This window comes from Cuspidothrix issatschenkoi CHARLIE-1, from assembly GCF_002934005.1.
Taxonomy (GTDB): Bacteria; Cyanobacteriota; Cyanobacteriia; order Cyanobacteriales; family Nostocaceae; genus Cuspidothrix; species Cuspidothrix issatschenkoi.
Genome location: NZ_PGEM01000024.1, coordinates 1 through 22,027, shown reverse-complemented (window position 1 = coordinate 22,027; position 22,027 = coordinate 1). Strand labels below are relative to the sequence as shown.

The 22,027-nt window shown below is 38.5% G+C and carries 22 protein-coding genes and 1 tRNA gene; 15 read left to right on the top strand and 8 right to left on the bottom strand.

Annotated features, from left to right (window positions below; all coding sequences use genetic code 11):
• Positions 1-204: 204 nt before the first annotated feature.
• Both CUN59_RS03170 and CUN59_RS03165 read right to left on the bottom strand, forming a co-directional pair.
• Entirely contained in the window at positions 205-540 is a 336-nt protein-coding gene (locus CUN59_RS03170) for a YnfA family protein (RefSeq protein WP_104386465.1), read from the bottom strand.
• Positions 541-615: 75 nt separating this feature from the next.
• Complete coding sequence (locus tag CUN59_RS03165; protein ID WP_104386464.1) at positions 616-2,415, bottom strand: aspartate kinase; 1,800 nt, start codon at positions 2,413-2,415, stop codon at positions 616-618.
• A 575-nt stretch (positions 2,416-2,990) separates the two neighbouring features.
• Here CUN59_RS03165 and pstS point away from each other — a divergent pair.
• The 8 genes from pstS to CUN59_RS03125 all read left to right on the top strand — a co-directional run bounded on the left by pstS (position 2,991) and on the right by CUN59_RS03125 (position 10,542).
• Positions 2,991-4,031: a phosphate ABC transporter substrate-binding protein PstS gene (gene pstS / locus CUN59_RS03160; RefSeq protein WP_104386463.1), complete on the top strand. Its 1,041-nt coding sequence runs from the start codon at positions 2,991-2,993 to the stop codon at positions 4,029-4,031.
• 181 nt (positions 4,032-4,212) lie between these two features.
• Positions 4,213-5,211, top strand: a complete 999-nt coding sequence (gene pstC / locus CUN59_RS03155; protein WP_104386462.1) for a phosphate ABC transporter permease subunit PstC — start codon at positions 4,213-4,215, stop codon at positions 5,209-5,211.
• 27 nt (positions 5,212-5,238) lie between these two features.
• Positions 5,239-6,111: a phosphate ABC transporter permease PstA gene (gene pstA, locus CUN59_RS03150; protein WP_104386461.1), complete on the top strand. Its 873-nt coding sequence runs from the start codon at positions 5,239-5,241 to the stop codon at positions 6,109-6,111.
• 90 nt (positions 6,112-6,201) lie between these two features.
• On the top strand, positions 6,202-6,981 hold the full coding sequence (pstB, locus tag CUN59_RS03145; RefSeq protein WP_104386460.1) for a phosphate ABC transporter ATP-binding protein PstB: 780 nt from the start codon (positions 6,202-6,204) through the stop codon (positions 6,979-6,981).
• A gap of 112 nt (positions 6,982-7,093) precedes the next feature.
• Entirely contained in the window at positions 7,094-7,687 is a 594-nt protein-coding gene (locus tag CUN59_RS03140; protein WP_104386459.1) for a chromophore lyase CpcT/CpeT, read from the top strand.
• 119 nt (positions 7,688-7,806) lie between these two features.
• Positions 7,807-7,878, top strand: a tRNA-Cys gene (locus CUN59_RS03135).
• Positions 7,879-8,660: 782 nt separating this feature from the next.
• A complete protein-coding gene (locus tag CUN59_RS22280; RefSeq protein ID WP_306460498.1) occupies positions 8,661-8,774 on the top strand; it encodes a helix-turn-helix domain-containing protein in 114 nt (37 codons plus the stop codon).
• Positions 8,775-9,105: 331 nt separating this feature from the next.
• Positions 9,106-10,542 (top strand): type 2 periplasmic-binding domain-containing protein, encoded by a 1,437-nt coding sequence (locus tag CUN59_RS03125; RefSeq protein WP_165790148.1) that lies wholly within the window; start codon positions 9,106-9,108, stop codon positions 10,540-10,542.
• A gap of 55 nt (positions 10,543-10,597) precedes the next feature.
• Here the strand turns inward: CUN59_RS03125 and CUN59_RS03120 are convergent, their stop codons facing one another.
• A complete protein-coding gene (locus CUN59_RS03120) occupies positions 10,598-10,798 on the bottom strand; it encodes a hypothetical protein (protein ID WP_104386457.1) in 201 nt (66 codons plus the stop codon).
• 433 nt (positions 10,799-11,231) lie between these two features.
• On the opposite strand from CUN59_RS03120, the gene CUN59_RS03110 reads away from it, so the two are divergent.
• Entirely contained in the window at positions 11,232-12,740 is a 1,509-nt protein-coding gene (locus CUN59_RS03110) for a UbiD family decarboxylase (RefSeq protein WP_104386455.1), read from the top strand.
• Positions 12,741-12,941: 201 nt separating this feature from the next.
• On the opposite strand, the gene CUN59_RS03105 is transcribed toward CUN59_RS03110, so the two are convergent.
• A complete protein-coding gene (locus CUN59_RS03105) occupies positions 12,942-14,168 on the bottom strand; it encodes a molybdopterin molybdotransferase MoeA (protein ID WP_104386551.1) in 1,227 nt (408 codons plus the stop codon).
• Positions 14,168-14,449, bottom strand: a complete 282-nt coding sequence (locus tag CUN59_RS03100) for a hypothetical protein (protein ID WP_243406856.1) — start codon at positions 14,447-14,449, stop codon at positions 14,168-14,170. The genes CUN59_RS03105 and CUN59_RS03100 overlap by 1 nt, the downstream gene beginning before the upstream one ends.
• A 272-nt stretch (positions 14,450-14,721) precedes the next feature.
• Between CUN59_RS03100 and CUN59_RS03095 the strand changes: the two genes are divergently transcribed.
• The 4 genes from CUN59_RS03095 to CUN59_RS03080 all read left to right on the top strand — a co-directional run bounded on the left by CUN59_RS03095 (position 14,722) and on the right by CUN59_RS03080 (position 18,790).
• Complete coding sequence (locus CUN59_RS03095) at positions 14,722-15,705, top strand: alpha-ketoacid dehydrogenase subunit beta (RefSeq protein ID WP_104386453.1); 984 nt, start codon at positions 14,722-14,724, stop codon at positions 15,703-15,705.
• A gap of 133 nt (positions 15,706-15,838) precedes the next feature.
• Positions 15,839-17,251: a protein translocase subunit SecD gene (gene secD / locus CUN59_RS03090; RefSeq protein WP_104386550.1), complete on the top strand. Its 1,413-nt coding sequence runs from the start codon at positions 15,839-15,841 to the stop codon at positions 17,249-17,251.
• Positions 17,248-18,228: a protein translocase subunit SecF gene (gene secF, locus CUN59_RS03085; RefSeq protein ID WP_104386452.1), complete on the top strand. Its 981-nt coding sequence runs from the start codon at positions 17,248-17,250 to the stop codon at positions 18,226-18,228. Before secD ends, secF begins: the two co-directional genes overlap by 4 nt.
• A 151-nt stretch (positions 18,229-18,379) precedes the next feature.
• Positions 18,380-18,790 carry a hypothetical protein gene (locus CUN59_RS03080; RefSeq protein ID WP_104386451.1) on the top strand — a complete coding sequence of 137 codons (411 nt, stop codon included), beginning with the start codon at positions 18,380-18,382 and terminating at the stop codon, positions 18,788-18,790.
• Positions 18,791-18,892: 102 nt separating this feature from the next.
• On the opposite strand, the gene CUN59_RS22275 is transcribed toward CUN59_RS03080, so the two are convergent.
• The gene (locus tag CUN59_RS22275) at positions 18,893-19,015 is read right to left on the bottom strand and encodes a hypothetical protein (protein ID WP_279327285.1); all 123 of its coding nucleotides are present in this window, start codon (positions 19,013-19,015) and stop codon (positions 18,893-18,895) included.
• A 76-nt stretch (positions 19,016-19,091) separates the two neighbouring features.
• On the opposite strand from CUN59_RS22275, the gene CUN59_RS03075 reads away from it, so the two are divergent.
• The gene (locus tag CUN59_RS03075) at positions 19,092-19,556 is read left to right on the top strand and encodes a GNAT family N-acetyltransferase (protein ID WP_104386450.1); all 465 of its coding nucleotides are present in this window, start codon (positions 19,092-19,094) and stop codon (positions 19,554-19,556) included.
• Here CUN59_RS03075 and CUN59_RS03070 read toward each other — a convergent pair.
• Positions 19,519-20,427, bottom strand: coding sequence for a sensor histidine kinase (locus tag CUN59_RS03070; protein ID WP_104386449.1), 909 nt, complete (start codon positions 20,425-20,427; stop codon positions 19,519-19,521). The two genes, CUN59_RS03075 and CUN59_RS03070, sit on opposite strands and share 38 nt — an antisense overlap.
• Before the next feature lie 235 nt (positions 20,428-20,662).
• The gene (locus CUN59_RS03065; RefSeq protein ID WP_104386448.1) at positions 20,663-21,232 is read right to left on the bottom strand and encodes an L-threonylcarbamoyladenylate synthase; all 570 of its coding nucleotides are present in this window, start codon (positions 21,230-21,232) and stop codon (positions 20,663-20,665) included.
• 198 nt (positions 21,233-21,430) lie between these two features.
• Between CUN59_RS03065 and msrA the strand changes: the two genes are divergently transcribed.
• On the top strand, positions 21,431-22,027 hold a 597-nt coding region (gene msrA, locus CUN59_RS03060), incomplete at its 3' end, for a peptide-methionine (S)-S-oxide reductase MsrA (protein WP_104386549.1).

Here is a 22,027-nt window from a genome sequence, read left to right as displayed (position 1 = left end):
CAATTATAAATTAATCTGAGAAGTCGGGGATCTCATCTGTGTTTATCTGCGTCCATCCGCGTTTGATTATTGAATTATCTCTAAGAATTCAGGTGAGGCAAAAAGATCCCCGACTTCTATGAGCAATTTATCATTTATGGACACAATCAATAAAAGAAGTCGGGGATCTGGGCATGAACAAGTGCTATAGCTGAATACTTACAATTATCTGTGTGAACCAAATATAATAATTATTGTCCCTATTAAAGAAACAATTACGCCTAATAAATCCCATCTATCGGGTTTTACCCCTTCCACTAACCAGAACCATAATAGTGATGAAAGGATATAAATTCCCCCATAAGCAGCATACACTCTACCGGCATAATCTGCATCTATTTTAGTTAGGGCAGTAGCATAGATCATCAAAGTCAAAATTCCGGGAATTACCCAAAGGATGCTTTTGCCTAATCTTAACCATGCCCAGAAACTGTAACACCCGGAAATTTCTCGGAGTGCTGCAATTATGAAAAAAACAAAGTTGGATAAGCTTTGAGACATTTAACTTGGATATTTTAAATTTAGGGAATAGGCAAGAAGCAAAAGAATTTTCTCCCCTGCTCCCCTGCTATATCTTCACGCGGGGACGACAAATTTTTCAGTTCCAGCTAATTCAAAAGCTGTATGAATAACTTGCAAAGCTTTAACACCTTCATCCTGTGAGACAACACAACTAATTTTAATTTCTGATGTGGCAATCATTTGAATATTAATGTGATTTTGAGCTAAAGCTGTAAACATTTTAGCGGCAATACCGGGTTGTCCTAACATCCCTGAACCAACTATACTCACCTTAGCGATCGCACTATCTAAAATTACTTCACCCCATCCAAACTCCTGTGCAGCTTGTTTCAATTTCTGTTGAGCGTTTTCTGCGTCCATGCGAGCAACAGTAAAGGCAATATCCCGATGGGGGACACCATTAACTATGCGACAGCGTTGGGATTGAATGATCATATCCACGCTGATGTTAGATTCTGCCAAAAATCCGAATAATTTTGCTGCTATACCAGGACGGTTTGGTAATTGGCGAATAGCGATCTGGGCTTGGTTCACGTCTAAAGCCACACCACGTACAGCCGGAGCTTTAGCACTGGCATAACTTAGGGTAGTAGAAGAACAGCTAATTTCAAAGGTGTTGCACAGGGCAGCTATAGCGCGATCGCAATCTTCCGCATCAACTACACAACTTACCTTAACTTCACTGGTAGAAATCATCTGAATATTGACACCAGCAGCGGCTAAGGTTTGAAACATCTGTGCTGCTACCCCTGGACGGCCAATCATCCCCGCCCCCACAATACTCACTTTAGCAGTATCTTTATCTACTAATACTTCGGCTTCATCAGAATCATGATTTTTTCTCAAAGCTGGTGCTATAGCTGATGATACTGACTCTGCCCGTTTTAATATTGATGTATTTACTGTAAAAGCAATGTCGTTACTATTACCTTCATGAATAGACTGAATTATTAAGTCCACATCAACATCTTGTTGAGCAATTTCCCCAAATAATTGGGCTGCTACCCCAGGTCTATCAGGAACACGCAATAAAGCCACCTTGGCTTGTTGCATATCAAATTCTACCGCATCCACAGGCCGAGCTAATTCTAAATTTACTAACGGCCGATCTTGTCTTTGCGGTGTTGTCACCCAAGTTCCCGGTTGATCTGTCCAACTAGAACGCACCACCAAGGGAACGCCATAATTACGGGCAATTTCTACCGCCCTAGGATGTAACACTTTCGCCCCTAAACTAGCCAATTCCAACATTTCATCGCTGGTAATTTCTGACATTAATTGGGCTTCGGGAACTAAGCGAGGATCTGTAGTTAAAATACCTGGTACATCGGTATAAATTTCACAAAAATCAGCACCGATGGCGGCGGCTAATGCCACGGCGGAAGTATCAGAACCACCACGACCTAAAGTAGTAATTTCTAATTCTTCGGTGTGGCTAATTCCTTGAAATCCTGCCACAACAACGACTTTACCTTGATTTATCTGCCGCATCAAGCGCTCTGTTTCAATATGTAAAATCCGAGCGCGGGTGTGTTCTGCTTCGGTAACAATGCCTACCTGAGCGCCAGTCATAGAAATCGCTGGTTGCCCAATTTCCTGTAATGCCATACTTAATAAAGCAATGGTGACTTGCTCTCCTGTGGAAAGCAGCATATCCATTTCCCGACGGCTGGGGCTTTTAGAGATATCATTAGCTAGTTTCACTAACCCATCTGTGGTTTTTCCCATAGCGGAAACCACCACTACCACAGAATTTCCTGCTTTCACCGTTGTTGCGACTCTTTGGGCAACAGCTTGAATGCGTTCCACTGAACCAACAGACGTACCACCGTATTTTTGAACTATCAGCGCCATAAAATTCTCTTCAATCGCTTATTTTGTCACTGTCTAGGCTGCTATAAACATCAGGAGTCCAGAAGTGACAATTAATTATTTTACATTACTAAAATGTCAGTATGATCTAACTACCGATCCTGGCTGAGATGGGAATTGCTCTCAAAAACAACACATTATCTTAGTAGTTAGCAAGCTTTATTTTAATCACAAGTTAATCTATTAAATAAGCAATCTTAACCAATTTATACATCTTTTTTTGTCTATTCTAGTTGGTAATAAGTAACTATTTATGCTTATGTAATTCAAATTTAACTTGTTTAAGCATGGCGTCAAGTACTCCTAGCAGATTCTTTATTGATATGATTCTGCTGGGATATTTTATAGTAATATACAAGAGGGAGCAGGGGGAAGAGGTGACAGTCAACCGTCAACCTGATTACTAAGTAAACTTAATTATTAACCTATCTTCATAAATTTAAACATAGTTTAATTTTCTTTTTACTTGTTATTAATTTATTATTAACCATCAGCAATCATACTTATCTGAGGATGTAATTCCCCATGTAAGTATTCCTTAACACTTAAGAGGCAGTATGGCTTTTTTCTCCACCATTTTGAATCGTGTTGTTGCCACTTCATTTATCACCGGGGCTGTTGCATTGAGTCCGGTTTTAACAGTGATTGCACAAGCTGAAACTTTAAACGGTGCTGGAGCGACCTTTCCTGCTCCTCTTTACGAACGTTATGCGCGTGAAGTGAAGAAAAAACACCCCGACTTAAAAGTTAATTATCAAGCAATTGGTAGCGGCGGTGGTATTCGTCAAACCATTAATGGAACTGTTGACTTTGGTGCTAGTGATGCGGCGATGAAAGATGATGAAATCGCTAAAGTTAAGAATGGTGTGATTTTAGTCCCCACTGCTGGTGGTGCTGTTTCCGTTGTTTATAACTTGCCTGGTGTTAACAAACTGAGATTATCCCGGAAGACATTACCCGCAATTTTTTCAGGAAAAATTACCAACTGGGATGACGCACAAATTAAAGCAGATAACCCAGGAGTGAATCTTCCCAACCAACCCATTAAATTTGCAGTTCGCGCTGATGGCAGCGGTACAACATTCATTTTCACTAATCATTTAAGCTCTATTGACCCCTATTTTAAGGGAAGAATTGGCGCGAATACTGCACCCAAATGGACTTTACCAAATGCTCTCAGAGGTAAGGGAAACCCTGGGGTAGCGGCTTTAGTAGCTCGTACTCCTGGGGCTATTGGTTATGTTGAATATGATTATGCAACTAAAAATAAGCTCAAATCCGCAGAAGTACAAAACAAAAAAGGCGAATTTGTCGCTCCTTCCTTAGCAGGAGCTAATGCAGCTTTATCAACAGTAAAATTCCCTGATAACTACCGCGTTTTTGTGGGAGATCCAGGACAGGGTTATCCTATTGTGGGTTTAACTTGGATGATGGTTTACAAAAAGTATCCTACTCCCGCTAAAGCTGACGCTGTTAAAAAATGGATTAACTGGGTTCTTAAAGATGGTCAACAATATAATGATGACCTCAACTATACAAAGATTCCTGGTGATGTTGTCAATCGGGTTTTACAAACAGTTAATAGTTCAGTGAAGTAATTTTTCATATCTGGGCGATTAATTAAACATTGTTGTAGAGACGTTCCGGCGGAACGTCTTGAGACAATTTAGACAATTAGCGGGTAAGATGCCCGCACCACAATAGTTTGATAATTCATTTTTCTGTCTTAGTTCACTGGTAATCTACTGTAAATGAGATTTAATATTTTTTGTATTGATCATGGCTAATATATTTGGATTGCAACCAGAAGATAATAATTATAACCCTTCCGAAGATGTGAATGTTGATTTAACCTCTAGAGGTGGGATTGCTTTCACTTTTGATCGGGGATTTACATGGTTAGTTTATATTTTTGCTGGGTTAACTGTCAGTATTTTGTTGCTGATGACTTGGGTAATTTTTAAGGAAGCACAACCAGCAGTTAGTAAATTTGGGTTAGGTTTTCTCTGGGGTCAAGATTGGGATACAGGTAATCAGATTTTTGGGGCATTACCTTATATTTACGGAACTGTAGTAACGAGTGCGATCGCTATTTTTTTAACTGTTCCTGTAGGGCTATCTGTGGCGTTAGTCACCAGTGAAGATTTTTTACCCAATCCGGTTAAAACTACTATCGCTTTTGTTGTAGAATTAATTGCTGCCATTCCCAGCGTAATTATCGGTTTATGGGGAATTTTTACCTTTATTCCTGTTCTCGAACCGTTGGAAAAGTGGTTAGGTAATAACTTGGGATTTATACCCCTATTTAACACCCAAGACCCAGTCGGCAATAATATGTTAACCGCCGGAATTATTCTGGCGATTATGATTTTGCCATCAATGGCTGCTATTTCTCGTGATGTCTTATTAGCTATTCCTAAAGAGTTGCGTAGTAGTTCCATGGCTTTAGGAGGAACTCGTTGGGAAACGGTGTTTCGAGTCTTATTACCAGCAGCTTTTTCTGGTATTGTTAGTGCGGCTATGTTATCTCTAGGGCGAGCTTTAGGCGAAACCATGGCAGTAACCATGGTAATTGGTAACTATGCCCAAATTAGTCTATCTTTACTTAATCCAGCTTATACTATTCCCGCTATTTTAGCGAATGAATTTGCTGAAGCTGAACAAGGATTACATATTGGTTCATTAAGTTATTTAGGCTTAATTTTATTCGCCTTAACTCTAGCCATCAACATTGCTGCTGTGCTTTTAGTACAGTGGGTTGGTAAAAAGCATAGATAATCAAAACTTGAAAATTTAAAAACTAATATGCGTGAGTATTCCAATTCCGAAATAGATCAATTAATCGCTGCTGATTTATCTCAATCTTTACCCATAACTAGGCAAGTATTTACATATTTAATGAATGGCCTTGCCTTCATCTTGAGTATTTTAGCACTGCTACCATTGTTATCTATATTATGGGAAATTCTCTCACGAGGAATTGCCGGTTTTAAGCTAGAGATGTTATTTAGTCCTTTGATTGAAAATGGCTTCGCTAATGCCATTCTGGGGACTATAATTATGGTGAGTATTGGGGCATTACTCAGTATTCCTGTAGGGGTAATGACAGGCATTTTTTTAGCAGAATTTAGTCAAACGAACCCTTTCACCCAGTATGTTCGCTTTATTGCCACTATTCTCACGGGTGTTCCTTCCATTGTGGTCGGGATATTTGCCTATGGGGCAGTAGTTTTAGTTACCAAACAGTTTAGTGCGATTGCTGGCGGTTTTGCCTTATCTGTAATTATGCTACCAGTAATAACTTTAACCACGGAGGAAGCCTTAAAGCTAATTCCCGTTCCTCAACGTTTGGCATCAGCAGCTTTGGGGGGTACTCGATTCCAAACTACTTTTCGTGTTATTGTTAATGCTGCTATTCCCGGAATTACTACTGGTATTTCCTTAGCGATCGCTCGTGCTGCGGGTGAAACAGCGCCATTACTATTTACCGCCTTATTTAGTCAAAATTGGTCAGATAGTCTATTAAGTCCCACTGCTTCTCTACCAGTATTAATTTTTAATCTTTACAATAATCCTGATCCAGAAGTAAATAAATTGGTTTGGACTACTGCCATTATTCTTCTGACTATCGTGTTGTTTTTTAGTTTGTTATCACGCTTTATTGCCAGGAAAAAATAAGTTACTTCTTTCTTATTTATTCTGAACTCCTGAACAGGTAAACGGCCGTTTGCCCCTACAGAACTCCTACAATTTTATCTTTAGTCAATCATGAATAATCTAACTACTGCCATCAAAGTCAAAAATCTCAGCTTCTACTACGGAAATTATAAAGCCATTGAAGGTATATCATTAGATATCTATAAAAACAAAGTCACAGCTTTAATTGGTCCGAGTGGTTGCGGTAAATCTACATTTATTAAAACCATTAATCGGATCAGTGAATTAGAAGGCAAGGTCAAGGTAGAAGGTAAAATAGAATTTTTTGGTCAAAATATCTACGATCCTCGCATTAATATCAATCGTCTGCGGCGGGAAATTGGCATGGTATTTCAAAAACCGAATCCTTTTCCTATGAGTATTTATGAAAATGTGGCTTATGGTGTAAGAATTGCTGGCAGATGTCCCAGAGTAGAATTAGATGAAATTGTCGAATCCGCGCTTAAAGGTGCAGCACTGTGGGATGAAGTCAAAGGTAAGCTTCACCAATCTGCTTTAGGTCTTTCTGGAGGACAACAACAGCGTTTATGTATAGCGAGAGCTTTAGCTGTTAAACCTAAAGTGTTATTAATGGATGAACCTTGTTCAGCCCTTGATCCTATCGCAACTATGAAAGTAGAAGAGTTAATTCATCAGTTGCGCTCAGAATTTACAATTGTGATTGTCACCCACAATATGCAGCAAGCCACCCGTGTTTCTGATTTTACGGCCTTTTTTAGCACGGATGAAAGTCGCATTGGTCAAATGGTGGAATTTGGGGATACTGGCCAAATTTTCCGTAACCCTCTTGATACCCGCACCCATGACTATGTTTCTGGCAGGTTCGGTTAATAGGATTTTGGATTTTGGATTTTAGATTTTGGATCAAAGCGACATGACACACCAAGGTTTAAAATGAGCTAATGTGTGTCCAGGCTATTGACTAAGAAAATCCCAAATTCCTATGACTCATTCTACAGATATTGCCACTTTAGCGCAGTGGATGGCGGCTGATTTTAGTAATCAAGCCCAAGTGTTTGAAAATCCGGCTTTTTATGCCCATATTCGTGTATGTATGCGTCCCCTGCCCTATTCGCTGCTGTCTGCGGTGGGTTTTTTTGTAGAACAGGCGTATGATTATGATCTCAAAGATCCCTATCGGGTGCGGGTGTTGAAGTTAGTGATAGAGAATGAAAAGATTGTCATTGAAAACTACACAGTCAAAGATGAAAAGGATTTTTACGGTGCATCTCGTGATGTAGGAAGATTGCAGACTTTAACAAGCGATCGCCTAGAAAAACTCTGCGGTTGTAACATGATTGTTGAGTGGAGTGGTAAATGCTTTAAAGGCACTGTTGAACCAGGTAAGGGTTGTATTGTCGTCCGCAAAGGACAAACAACCTACCTAGATAGTGATTTTGAAATTGATGGCGAAAAATTCATCAGCCGTGATCGAGGTAGAGATCCGGACACAGATCAGCATATTTGGGGTTCTGTCGCCGGTCCATTTTACTTTGTCCGTTGGGGTAACTTTGCCGATGAGGTGAAATTGTCCTGAATAGGGGACTGGGTAATTAATATTTATATTTCCCAATTACCCATTACCAATTACTAAAAAATTTTTCCCAAGGGGTGCAATTTGGAAAAAAAGGTGCTAATATGAGTAGATGTGAGTATGGCGACATAGCCAAGTGGTAAGGCAGAGGTCTGCAAAACCTCCATCCCCCGGTTCAAATCCGGGTGTCGCCTTTAACAAAAATCTACAAAAACCGATTAATTCAAGGTTTTATGTAACTTAGGGACGGGTTTAATACTCGTCCCAAGTTTTTTGGGGTAAAATTGGGGTAAATTCGGGTAAAAGTAAAGGTTTCTACCCAAATGCCCCCTAACCCCCAATTCTGGGGGAATAAGAATTTCAAAGTCCCCCAAACTTGAGGGATTTAGGGGGCTAAATAAGCACAAAACGAAGATGGATAGAGATTTTAGACTATTTTCACCTCATAATCCACTTTCATGAATTGAGGAATTAATTCATTCTTGATGTGAAACAAGTTAGAAAACTGGACAATTGAAATTTATATATGAGACAAAAAAAATGATTGGATCTTAGGGGTAATACCTATACTAATTTTATTAGGTTTTATCATTATTCCTGTTAGTGCATATATACATATATACATATATAAATATATAAATATCTATAAAAAAGAAGATATCATCAAGAGCGAATTAGTTGCAGTAACGCTAGTTCCCTCTAAAACCATCCCCTATCAGTGTGTAGAAATTGCTGTAGGCATTATTTAATATCTAACTTTTGATAGATGAAAATAGATTTACTTGGTGCATATTTCGACTTTATTCAATTCAAACATCAAAGAAAACTAAAAAACTAGGTAATTTTCGGAAAATTAGCGGTTTTTGCTATTGCTTTTATTTTTGAATGTGCCTATAATATCAAAAAATATGATACTTGTTACATCTAGGCAATAAACCAAATGTTAAAAAGACCATTAGTGGTCAAATAACCCGAAATTGGGGGGCTAATTTGGGGGTTTCGCCTGTTAACTGGACTGACTCAAGAACGGTTTGCAGTGTATCTAGATGTAACCTATGCCACTATTAACCGTTGGGAAACTGAGCGATAGCGAAGCTCTTCGTAGGAATCGCAACTTTCACCTATGGCTATGGATAAGACTGAGCAGAGGCTTGGGGAATGGGAAGAACAAGGCAAGGAATTGTTAGGGAAGTATTTAATTAATTAGAAGTCAGTATTACAAAATATAAATGTAGACATTTTTGATCATGCCAAAAAAAACAACCAGCAAAACCCAAAGAAGCTAAAACTTTTTATCTTAAAAAGACTTACAAAATCTTAATCTGTTTATTCATAATCTTTAACAAACAGCTTTTTAAATCAATAGGACTTTTATTGATATTTGAAAACGTAAAATGAAACTAAATTATTTGCTTAGTACTATGGTAATAGTCAGTATTTTGTTCCTCAGCTATCCTGATTTTGCCCAGACTCCAAACAATAATACTAATCAAGTAGTAATATTTGGACTTAGAACTGATTCTCCTCCTGTAAGTTATCGAGATCAATCTTCGGGGTGGAATGGTTACTGTCCTGAATTACTAAAAGATTTAGAAACATGGATGAAACAAAAGAATAAAGATGAAATAAGTATAGAGTACAGACAAGTATCTGTTAATAAGAGATTTTCCGGTAATGGAGATGATGGGACAAGTTTAGATGGAGAGTGTGGACCTAACACCATAACTAATGAACGTCAAGATTCACTAGAAAAAAGGGATGCTAGTTTTTCTGGTTCTTTCGCTTGGACAGGAGCCAAGCTTTTGCTTAAAAACATACACAAAGCATCTTTTTATCAGCTAGAGCCTTTTAAAGGAGAAGTAATCGGAGTTTATGGGATGACTACAACTACAAATTCTCTAATAGGTTCAATTTATACATCAGCACAAGAAATTATACAAGTTGACAGAAAAGATGCCTTTGAAAAATTAGATTCTGGTAATATTAAGGCATATGCCTCTGATGAAATTATTTTAGAAGGTATGTTAAAAGATCTCAAAAATCAAAATCCAGGTAAAAGCCAACAATATTCTATTGTGCCTTATTCTAAACCATTAAGCCACGAGGCATACGGAATGATTATTTATAATAAGTCGTCTAAAAATCACAGTCTTTTAGGTGACTTAAATGCATTTTTGGTAGAAAAAAAAGCTAAACAATTAAGAAAAAATAACCATCTAGATGATACTCAAAATAATTTTTTAGAGAAGCTTGATGAACTTAATTATTATGATTCGGGATTTTTAATAAAAATTGTCGCTGTGAGTATATTGCTTGCTTTCTCCATACTGCTTTTTTTGAACAAGCTTACTCCCGCAATAATAAACGGAAAAATTTTAGATGTGCTTAATAAAAAAGTTAATAAATTGCAACATTCACACAAACAAAGCGATAAAGTATTTTTACCAATATTATTATTTGTAGAATATTTATTTGTAAACTATCAAAATGAAGGAGATACTACAATGTCAAAATATAACCAAAGTAAGGCAAATAACCAATTTGTAGATACAGCAGAATCAGGTAGTAATGTTACATTTAATCAAAATAATTATACATCAGAACAAAGACAAAATCTTGCAAAAGCAGCAGAAGAGATTCAAAACCTTCTTAAACAGTTAGAACAAACCAATCCTAGACCTACTGAAAAAGAACAAATTGATCATATTAAAGATAACACTACTCCTGCATTCCAACGCCGTGCGGCTAGTGCTCTTAAAGCTGGTGGTGAAACCGCAATTGATGAGTTTGTTCTTGAAAATAAATATTTGAGAGTTGTTAAGGCAATTATTAAAGGATGGATACAACCAGATAGTTGATTTTAACTGTTATTGAGGGAAAAAGAGCGATGGGATTTGCTGTAGGCGATCGCCACTACCAAATTATTGAGCGAAACGAGTGATTGGAAATCACTGCTGCAAGGGGTTGGCTAGACTGTGCCAAACTAGTAGGATTATTGCCACGCTGCTCCAACATCATCAAGGTAGATGCCAACTTGAGAATCCCTAAATGCATATTTAAATCCATCAAAAGTTCTTGATTAATAGCAGTGTTTTTAATATCGGTATTTGACATAATTCCTCTCTAATTAAAAATGGATAATATCGAGCCATTTGTGAATAAGTAAAGGTTATATTTTTCTTACAATTAGGTTTTATATCTATTGATAGATATAATCCTATATCAATAGGTTGAGTGAAGTTAGTGTTACGATAATTCTTTATTCACCCAATGCGATCGCTGTTCCCTATAACTAGCAACTTGGGCTACTACGGTTTTCAGGTTTTGTGTGGTGCTGCGTGGAAGTTGTAGCCTTTCATACTCTTTTTCCTTTGCCCTTACAATTGTCAGAATCAGGTGGTTATTGGGCGGCTTGTACTGAGCGGTTTATAATTGGGAGTATCGGTTTTTATAGTAATCATAACCCGCCAGGGAATGATGGCACTGATTTTTCCGTGTTCAAGGCTAAGATGAGAAATAGCTTTACAGTTCTTAATTTTTAGGGAAAATGGCCAGAGACTTACGGGGATTTATTAAAATTCTAGAAGAAAGAGGACAATTAAAGCGAATTTCTGCTTTAGTCGATCCAGATATGGAAATTGCAGAGATTTCTAACCGGATGCTGCAAAAAGGTGGCCCAGGCTTGCTGTTTGAAAATGTTAAAGGTGCATCTTTCCCCGTCGCGGTAAATTTGATGGGAACTGTGGAAAGGATATGCTGGGCAATGAATATGGAACGCCCAGAGGAGTTAGAAACCCTGGGTAAAAAACTGAGTATGCTTCAGCAACCCAAACCACCGAAAAAGATTTCCCAAGCCATAGATTTTGGCAAAGTCTTGTTTGATGTGGTTAAAGCCAAACCAGGAAGGGACTTTTTCCCCGCTTGTCAACAGGTGGTGATAGAGGGTAATGATTTAGACTTAAATAAGTTACCTTTAATACGTCCTTATCCGGGAGATGCGGGCAAGATTATCACACTAGGATTAGTAATTACTAAAGATTGTGAGACAGGCATCCCCAATGTGGGCGTGTACCGCTTGCAACTGCAATCACACAACACCATGACCGTACATTGGCTATCGGTGCGGGGCGGTGCGAGACATTTACGCAAGGCGGCAGAACGTGGTAAAAAATTAGAAATAGCGATCGCTCTGGGAATTGATCCTTTAATTATCATGGCCGCCGCCACACCCATTCCTGTAGATTTGTCAGAATGGTTATTTGCGGGATTATATGGCGGTTCTGGTGTCAATTTAGCCAGATGTAAAACCGTAGATTTAGAAGTTCCCGCAGATGCAGAAATTGTGTTAGAAGGAACAATTACCCCAGGAGAAGTTTTACCAGATGGCCCCTTTGGTGACCACATGGGATATTATGGCGGTGTAGAAGACTCGCCTTTGGTGCGGTTTCAGTGCATGACCCACCGCAAAGATCCCATTTATCTGACCACATTTAGCGGCTTACCACCCAAAGAAGAAGCGATGATGGCGATCGCACTCAACCGCATATATACCCCGATTTTACGCCAACAGGTATCCGAAATTGTTGATTTCTTCCTGCCCATGGAAGCACTCAGCTACAAAGCGGCAATTATTTCCATAGATAAAGCCTATCCTGGACAAGCCAGAAGGGCAGCTTTAGCATTTTGGAGTGCCTTACCACAATTCACCTATACTAAATTTGTGATCGTGGTTGATAAGGATATCAATGTTCGTGATCCGCGTCAAGTCGTGTGGGCAATTAGTTCCAAAGTTGACCCCACAAGAGACGTATTTATATTACCGAATACTCCCTTCGACACCTTAGATTTTGCTAGTGAAAAACTGGGTTTAGGCGGGAGAATGGGCATAGATGCAACTACCAAAATTCCCCCAGAAACAGAACATGAATGGGGTGAACCATTAAAATCAGATACCGATGTTGCCGCTATGGTAGATAAACGTTGGGCTGAATATGGTTTAGCGGATTTGCAATTAGGAGAAGTTGATCCTAACTTATTTGGTTACGATATCAAATAACTATTAGTTTCAACTGAGGCTGTGGCAAATAACTTTGGTAAAGACGTTCTGCCGGAACGTCTCTACAACTAGAGTCAGAATTCAGGTGAGGTGATAAGATCCCCGACTTCTTTGATAGATTTATCCTTTCCGAATACAATCAATCAAAGAAGTCGGGGATCTGGAAACAAGTGCTATAGCTGAATACTGAACATGATATAATTACCCAACTGGCAAAACTAAAACATCCTCACCTGGAGAAATAAAAGTTTTTCCCACAGGTAAAACGGCTAAAGCATTAGTTTGGGCTAAATTAATTAAATTACCAGAACTTAAATTACCATCAGTTGGGAGAAATTCATAAATATTCTTATTTAAGGTCAAATTACCCCAAATATAAGTTTCCATCTTGCCTTGAGATTTTAACTCACTCTGGGATTTTACATTGACAAATCTTGCTTCCCAACCTCTATTAATACCCGAAAGTTTTTTAATTGCAGGTTGCACAAATCGCCAAAAAGTCACCAAAGCAGAAACCGGATTTCCAGGTAACCCAAAGTATAGAGAATTGGGAAAGGTGGCAAAAGTTAAAGGTTTTCCTGGACGCATTTGCACAGCCCGAAAATGAATTTTTGCCCCCAGAGATGCTAAGATTTTATCAATATAATCATAATCACCTACAGACACTCCACCGGAGGAAAGAACTATATCTGCATTATTAATAGCATAATTTATAGTTTCGGTTAAAGCAGTGAGATTATCCTTAACAATTCCTAACATTAACACTTCTGCACCTAATTCTTTAACTAAAGCAGCCAAAGCATATTGGTTAGAATCTACAATTTGTCCAGGTTTTAGGGTTTGTTCTGGTGTTACTAACTCATCACCGCTAGAAAAAATTGCCACCCGTGGACGGCGGAAAACACTGATTTTAGATAATTGTGCTGCGGCTAAAATGGCAATTTCTGTTGCATTTAGTTTAATTCCTGCTGGTAAAAGTTCTTTTCCCGCTTGGTAAAAATCTCCTTGATGTCTGACAAATTCTTGGGGTTGGGGTGCAGCAAGAATAAAAACTTTATTTTCCTGGAAATTAGTTTTTTCCTGCATGACTACAGTATCCGCACCCTGTGGCATAATTGCACCAGTAAAAATTCGTGCTGCTTGTCCTGGTTTAATAGTAATTTGGGGTTGATATCCGGCGGGAATTTCTACAACAATTTCTAAACTTGTGGGATTTTCAGGACTGGAATTTTGCACATCTTCATAACGCACTGCAAAACCATCCATTGCCGAATTATCCCAATGGGGAAAATCTAAATTACTAATTACAGGAGTTGCTAAAATTCGGTGAAATGCTGTGGATAAATCAACAATTTCTAGATCATGTTTTTGGTTTAAAGGTTGGACAGCATCGAGAATAATAGTTTCTGCATCTTGGACTGATAAGATCATAAATTAAGGATGTATTGACTGATAATTTCCTTTAGTTCTTGCGGTGCTTCACTTGCAATAGCCGCTCCCAAATCAGGACGGATAACCCACCACCAAAGCAAGGTTTCTAACTGCGTTGGTGGCTCATTATCAGGACACCATTCGATATAACCTTCATTCACACCAATGAGATTTGCACAAATTTCATTAGCTATCGCAACACGCTGATCTAATTTTTTAAATTGTACGATATCTTGCCAATTCACTTCATTGGGAATTGAGTTTAAAATTGTTTTCACAGTCAGGATTTTAGTGATATTATATAGTCTGGGTTCGCCACACTGTAACTTAGTTGCATCTACTGTACGGAGATTTTAACCGTCTTCTGACTAAGATTAAGGATAACTGAAAATGGGGAATGGCGATCGCGTTCGCAAAGCGTCCCAGAGGTAACTAGCTGTGCTGTAAGCAGTTCGCTAATTCTCCATTACTAATCTAGTGCTACGGTTGACGGTATTTGGGACAATGGCAGGATAAAATTTTATAACGATAAATTGCAATAAAGGTCTAAATGGCAGAAACACTATTTTTCAACGCCCTGCGGGAAGCTATTGACGAGGAAATGGCACGCGATTCCAGCGTATTCGTTCTTGGTGAAGACGTAGGACACTACGGCGGTTCTTATAAAGTTACTAAAGATTTACACCAAAAATATGGTGATCTGCGAGTTGTAGATACTCCTATTGCCGAAAACAGCTTTACTGGGATAGCTGTAGGTGCGGCTATGACTGGGTTAAGACCGATTATTGAAGGGATGAATATGGGCTTTTTGCTCCTCGCCTTCAACCAAATTTCTAATAATGCGGGTATGTTACGCTACACTTCTGGCGGTAACTTTAAAATCCCTATGGTGATTCGTGGGCCTGGTGGTGTGGGTAGACAATTAGGAGCAGAACATTCCCAACGTCTAGAAGCTTATTTCCAGGCTGTTCCCGGCTTAAAAATTGTAGCTTGCTCTACGCCATATAACGCTAAAGGACTTTTGAAAGCTGCCATCCGTGATGATAACCCTGTGTTATTTTTTGAACACGTTTTACTTTATAACTTAAAAGAAGACCTACCAGAAACAGAATATGTACTACCCCTAGATAAAGCGGAAGTAGTACGCCAAGGTAAGGACGTGACAATTCTCACTTACTCTCGGATGCGATATCATGTACTGCAAGCTGTGAAACTCTTGGAAAAGCAGGGTTATGATCCAGAAGTGATTGATTTAATTTCTCTCAAACCTTTAGATTTTGATACCATTGGCGCATCAATACGCAAAACTCACCGCGTCATTGTCGTGGAAGAGTGTATGAGAACAGGCGGTATTGGTGCAGAATTAACCGCCTCCATTAATGACCGCTTATTTGATGAATTGGATGCCCCTGTATTGCGTCTTTCTTCCCAAGATATCCCCACGCCTTATAACGGTAATCTGGAACGGTTAACCATTATCCAACCAGAGCAAATCATCGAAGCAGTGCAGAAAATGGTGGCTTTGCGGGTTTAGGTTATGGGTGACGGTTGTACTTCCTTCGCAAAGGGTGGCGTTAGCTATACAACTGCCTCCTGCCTCTGAAATTTTCTACTCACAACTGGCAAAAAGAACGTTATTATAACCTTTGTCAGTTGTGAGTGATGGTATGCAAAAACAGCGATCGCTATTAGCGTTAATTATAGTTTTGGTAATCGCCGCTATAGCGGTGATTGCCACAAATCCCGTACCCTTGGGACTAGACTTACGGGGCGGTTCACAGCTTACCATTCAGGTGAAACCAACAGCAGAAATCAAGCAAATCACTGAAAGAGAATTGGAAGCTGTGAAAAGAGTTGTAGAAGGGCGAATTAATGGTCTTGGTGTTTCCGAACCCTTAATTCAAACTGTAGGTACTGATAAAATTTTAGTACAATTACCTGGTGTCAACGACCCAGAACAAGCAGAACGGATATTAGGCGGAACAGCCCAGTTAGAGTTCCGTGTCCAGAAAAAGAATACAGAAACTCAGCTTTTCGCCTTCCAGGTAACAAGAAACGACTTGAAACAGAAGCGGGAAGAAGCGAGAAAGTCCAAAGACCAAGCAACGATTGATAAAAATAAAGAAGAGTTTGATAAAAATAATCAAGCAATTGCCGAATTATTTGAAAGCACCAATCCACCTCTCACCGGTAAATATCTCAAGGATGCCTACGGTGAACCCAATCAAGGCACTAACTGGAATGTAGCCATCCGATTTGATCAAACAGGTGGTGAACTCTTTGCTGGACTAACAAAAGACCTGGCTGGGACTGGCCGTAGTATCGGAATTTTTCTTGATAATGAATTGATTAGTTCACCCACAGTAGGCGTAGAACACGCACAAACTGGCATTACTGGTGGTTCAGCAATCATTACAGGTAATTTTCAAGCCCAAGAAGCCAATGATTTAGGGGTACAGTTGCGTGGCGGTGCATTACCTGTACCTGTAGAAATTGCGGAAAGAAGAACCGTAGGCGCTACTTTAGGAAAAGACAGTATTCAAAGAAGTATCTATGCTGGTATCGGTGGTCTAACTTTGGTAGTAATATTTATGGTATTGTACTATAGACTACCAGGAATGATCGCCAATGTTTCACTACTGATTTACTCCATTCTGACTTGGGCTGCCTTTTGTTTATTGAGTATCACCCTCACATTACCAGGAATTGCTGGTTTTATCCTCAGTATTGGTATGGCGGTTGATGCCAACGTCTTAATTTTTGAACGTACAAGAGAAGAACTACAAGCAGGTAAATCTTTATACCGTTCTGTGGAATCTGGTTTTTATCGCGCTTTTTCTAGTATTTTAGATAGTAATGTTACTACCTGGATTGCTTGTGCCGCATTATTTTGGCTGGGTTCAGGTTTAGTCAAAGGCTTCGCGCTGACCTTAGCTTTAGGTGTAGGGGTAAGTATGTTTACCGCAATTACTTGTAGTCGCACGTTGATGTTTTTAGTCATTTCTATTCCCTCATTACGGAAAACAGAACTTTATGCTCCTAATGTGCCAGTAGCAAATAAGACAGGAGTGGCACAATGAAATTACAGATTAACAAAGCACGGGGTCTGTGGTGGATTATTTCCTCTAGTATTATTCTGGCTGGAATTATCTCGATGGTGATATCCTACATGAACCCCAGTATTAAAGCGCCTCTACGTCCCAGTTTGGATTTTATCGGCGGCACAAGGTTACAATTTGTCCGGGACTGTAGCAAACCTGGTAACTGCGACCAACCCATAGATATTAACGTTGTGCGCGAAGTTGCTAAATCTCAAGGCATGGGAGATAGTAGCATTCAATTAATCTCTGAAAAAATAGGCGATAAGAATGTAGAAAATGGCATTACTATTCGCACAAAAAACTTGGAGACAGAACAGCGGACAAATTTACAAACTGCTTTAAGCGAAAAAATTGGTGCTTTTGACCCCGAAAAAAATCAAATTGACTCTGTTGGTGCAACTTTAGGTAAAGAGTTATTTACTTCTGGGGTGTTAGCTTTAATAGTTTCCTTTATTGGGATTACTATCTACATGGCTGTGAGATTTCAGTGGGATTATGCCGTATTTGCCATAGTGGCTTTATTTCACGATATTCTGATCACAACTGGCGTTTTCTCAATTTTAGGCTTAGTTTTCGGTGTAGAAGTAGATAGCCTCTTTATAGTTGCCTTGCTAACTATCACGGGTTTCTCCGTCAATGATACGGTTGTTATTTATGACCGCATTCGGGAAACTATTAAACTTCATCCCCAACAACCAATTGCTGATGTCGTTGATGATGCTGTTAACCAAACTTTAAGTAGGTCAATTAACACTACTTTAACAACTCTACTGACATTAACTGCCATCTTCTTATTTGGAGGTGAAACTCTCCATTATTTCTCCTTAGCCTTAATTGTTGGCTTTATTATGGGAGCTTATTCTAGTATTTTCATTGCTAGTACACTACTGATATGGTGGCGAGAACGCAGCGAAAATTACCCAGTTGAAGACCCTGCAAATTCGCCGGAAAGTTAAATTCATTAATAGATGATGGGCAGAAGTTTTTTGGTAAGAATTAGAGGGATGTAGGAATAGTCTCGAATCTCAATAAGTGTTTGATTTTTAAAAGTATCAAGCCTTATTGTTTGCATAATCTTTGCCTTTTATACCCTTTTTTTCCTCTTCTATGGATAAGCCCCAAGAACCACAAATTCAACCAGAAGAATTAGTTTTAGACCCTAATTTTGCTCAACAAATCCAAAAGCTACATAGACTGATACTATATGGCAGATGGTTGCTTGTTGTCTGTTTGTGGATATGTATTGCGCCTTTTTGCCTCTGGAACTTGCGGACAGAAATTTCTTTGTTACATGAATATTTCACTTGGGTAGGATTACGATATACAATCATTTTTCATCCGCTATCTAGCCTGGGATTGAGTTTTTGTATTGCTATGACAACTTCTGTTTTAGTTTGGCAAAGTCGGAATATTATTTGGGGATTACCATTAGAAGAACAACAACATTTACAAAAGCAAGTTTATCGTATTCGTCAACAAGGATCTTCCCATCCCCTATGGAAGTGGATTTGTAAATAAAAATCGGTTGTTATTTCAATATCTGTATAATTCTAGCGGGCAAGATACGCGCACCACAAAACTTAAAAATATTAGGATTATCTGATTTAGCTGCGTAACAGTTTAGTAGCGATCGCTTACCAAAAAAAATCCTACAAATGGTTCTAGTTGGGAAGACTTTAAAAATCGGTGAGGATTTTCCCAATTAAGTATAAGTTGAATTTTTAAATAAAATGTCGCATACATCTATACAACTTGGGTAATTTTCCTGAAAATATGTCATAACAGAAGCAAAGATACTAGAATCATTAGGTGTCTATAAATGAAATACTCTCAGATTCAGTTTAGCCAAAGTCATGCGGATATTGATCTTTATCAACTTCAAGAACTTTTTAACCTGACTGCTTTTTGGGCAAAAGGACGCAGTATTAAGGATTGGGGTATAGCTATTGTTAACAGCGAACCTGTTATTTCTATCTGGGATAGGGAATTATTAATTGGCTTTGCTAGAGCGACTTCTGATGGTATCTATCGCGCTACAATCTGGGATGTTGTGATTCATCCAGACTATCAAGGTAATGGGTTAGGAAGTAAGTTAGTAGAAACTGTTTTAAGTCATCCACGAATGCAAAAAGTAGAGCGTGTATACTTGATGACGACTAACCAACAGGAATTTTATGAAAAGATTGGGTTTCAAGTCAATAACACAACCACAATGGTTTTACGTAATCACTTTAATTATGATGCTTTCATGACTGAAGAGATTTCTTTTCAAGAGTCTCTATAGGTATAGATATTTGCAATCTGCTTAACTGCTGTGCTTTTTCGTCATTGGTGGGTAAAGGCAAAATTTCTAATTTTCCTCCCATCAATTCTACTAAACTTTGATTTAGTAAAAGTTTCATTCCTGGAGATAAATCTATATTTTCCTGAAGTTCTGGATTTTCAGTTGTGATTAAATCTAGAGATTCACTTGTAACTACAGCAACAGTTGGGACATCTAACCAAATATTTACATGATTACCTGTAGGTAAATTACTAGAGAGATAAATATTACCTTCTTCCATTTCCTTAATCGTCGTATCTATTAAATTTATTAATACTTGTTTCAACCATCGGGAATCTGCTAAAATATGAATTTCTGGATCTGGTAATGATAAAGTAAAAGGATAATTGCGATTAGCTGCCAGTAAATAAGTTAAATCATAAATATCCTGTAAAAATTCTGATAATTGTAAAGTCTCAATATCTAATTTATTTCTCCCAGATTCTAATTTAGAAATATGCAAAATTTCATCAATGAGTTTTAGTAATTTTAAGGATTTCTCATGAGCTTGTTCAATAAACTCTCTCTCTTCTTCAGGATTTTCACATAAATCTTCTAAAATTAATTGATGTAATCCGATTACAGCACCTAATGGCGATCGCAATTCATGGCTAGTTCTCGCTAAAAAACCAGCCTTAAATTGACTCATTTCTCGCGATTGATAATAAGCTAATTGAGTTTGTTTCAATTCTTGCAAAAGTTGACTTTCTTCATGTTGTGGAGAATTTTGAGGAGGAATCAACGCAGATTTAGTAGACTGTAGGAACAATCTATAAAAACCTATGCCTAATCCTATTCCCGTTCCTAAATACAACCAGTTGTTAAAATTCATATTTACAAAAATTGCAGTTAATTAGGGTTTGCTGAAAAAGTCTTTTCGTGAGGGCTAGGAGTCAGGAGGAAGAATTAGGAGGAAGAATTAGGAGGAAATAAGAATAGTCTCGAATCTGAGAAAGTTATATGCTTTTAATCCTTGCACCTAATTCACTTTTTTAATCCTGAAACTCTTAATATTGATAAATTGCTCATAGAAGTCGGGGATCTTTTTGCTTTACCTGAATTCTTACTTACAATTTAATACTACCTTGTCTTAAAATCTGCCAATTACTACCAGTCCATTTTGCAACAGTGGAAGGTATACCCAAACCTTGATATTCTATTGATTCTAAAGTTAAAACTTCTGGAAATTGAGCTTCTATTTCTGCTTTTTTCTCTAAAGCAGGTTGACCTGATAAATTAACACTAGTTGTCGCCATGGGACCAGTTTGGGCTAAAATACTTTGAGTTACTGCGTGATTAGGAACTCTAATACCAATCGTGTTTGGATCCCTAGGATTCATAACTGGAGGAATTTTTCCACTAGCTGGTAAAACTAAAGTTAACGCCCCTGGCCAATATTGATTCACAACTTCTTGCCAAATCTGATATTCTAATTCACTACCCTGAACATAATCCCATAAATCTTCAGCAGTAGCCGCCATTAAAATTAATGGTTTGTCTAAACTCCGTTGTTTAGCAACATAAATTAATTCCGCTTGTGTTGGTATTGTTGCCAGTGCGGGGACTGTATCCGTAGGAAAACTAATCAGTTTTCCCGCTTTCGCGCTAGTGATCAGAACTTCTAAAGAGACATTCATCTGTATTTTTCCTTCGTGCTTTAGATCCCGGACTTCTTCAAGAAGTCCGGGATCTGGGGATCTATGTTTGTTTCCTTACTCACTCAATAATAATTCAAGATCCAACCGCCCAAAACACTCTTATGTCCCTCTAAAAATCTGATAAAAATCTTTACAATAGAAAAGAATAGCAATCATACATAATACAAATTTAAACCCATGGGAATATTCGGATTTGGTAAAAAGTCAGCTATGCCTAAACCAGAGGAAGCTTTATCAGGACGGGCAGAAGTAATGCGAGTACCAGCACATCATTACGTTAACAAAAATCCTCTGAAAGCACCTTTTCCCGAAGGCTTGGAAACTGCCATGTTTGGTTTAGGCTGTTTTTGGGGAGCAGAACGCAAATTCTGGCAACTCGAAGGGGTTTATACCACTGCGGTAGGTTATGCTGCTGGTTACACACCTAACCCTACTTATCAAGAAGTTTGTAGCGGCTTAACAGGTCACAATGAAGTGGTATTAGTGGTGTTTGATCCCAAAATCATCCCTTATTCCCAACTGTTGAAAGTTTTCTGGGAAAGTCACAACCCTACCCAAGGAATGCGTCAAGGTAATGATACCGGGACTCAATACCGTTCAGGAATTTACGTCTATTCCGAAAATCAAAAACAACTAGCACAAGCATCACGTAACACCTATCAAGCTGCCCTCAGTAGCGCAGGTTATGGTAAAATTACCACAGAAATTTTAGATGCACCTGAATTTTATTATGCTGAAGAATACCATCAGCAATATTTAGCCAAAAACCCAGGA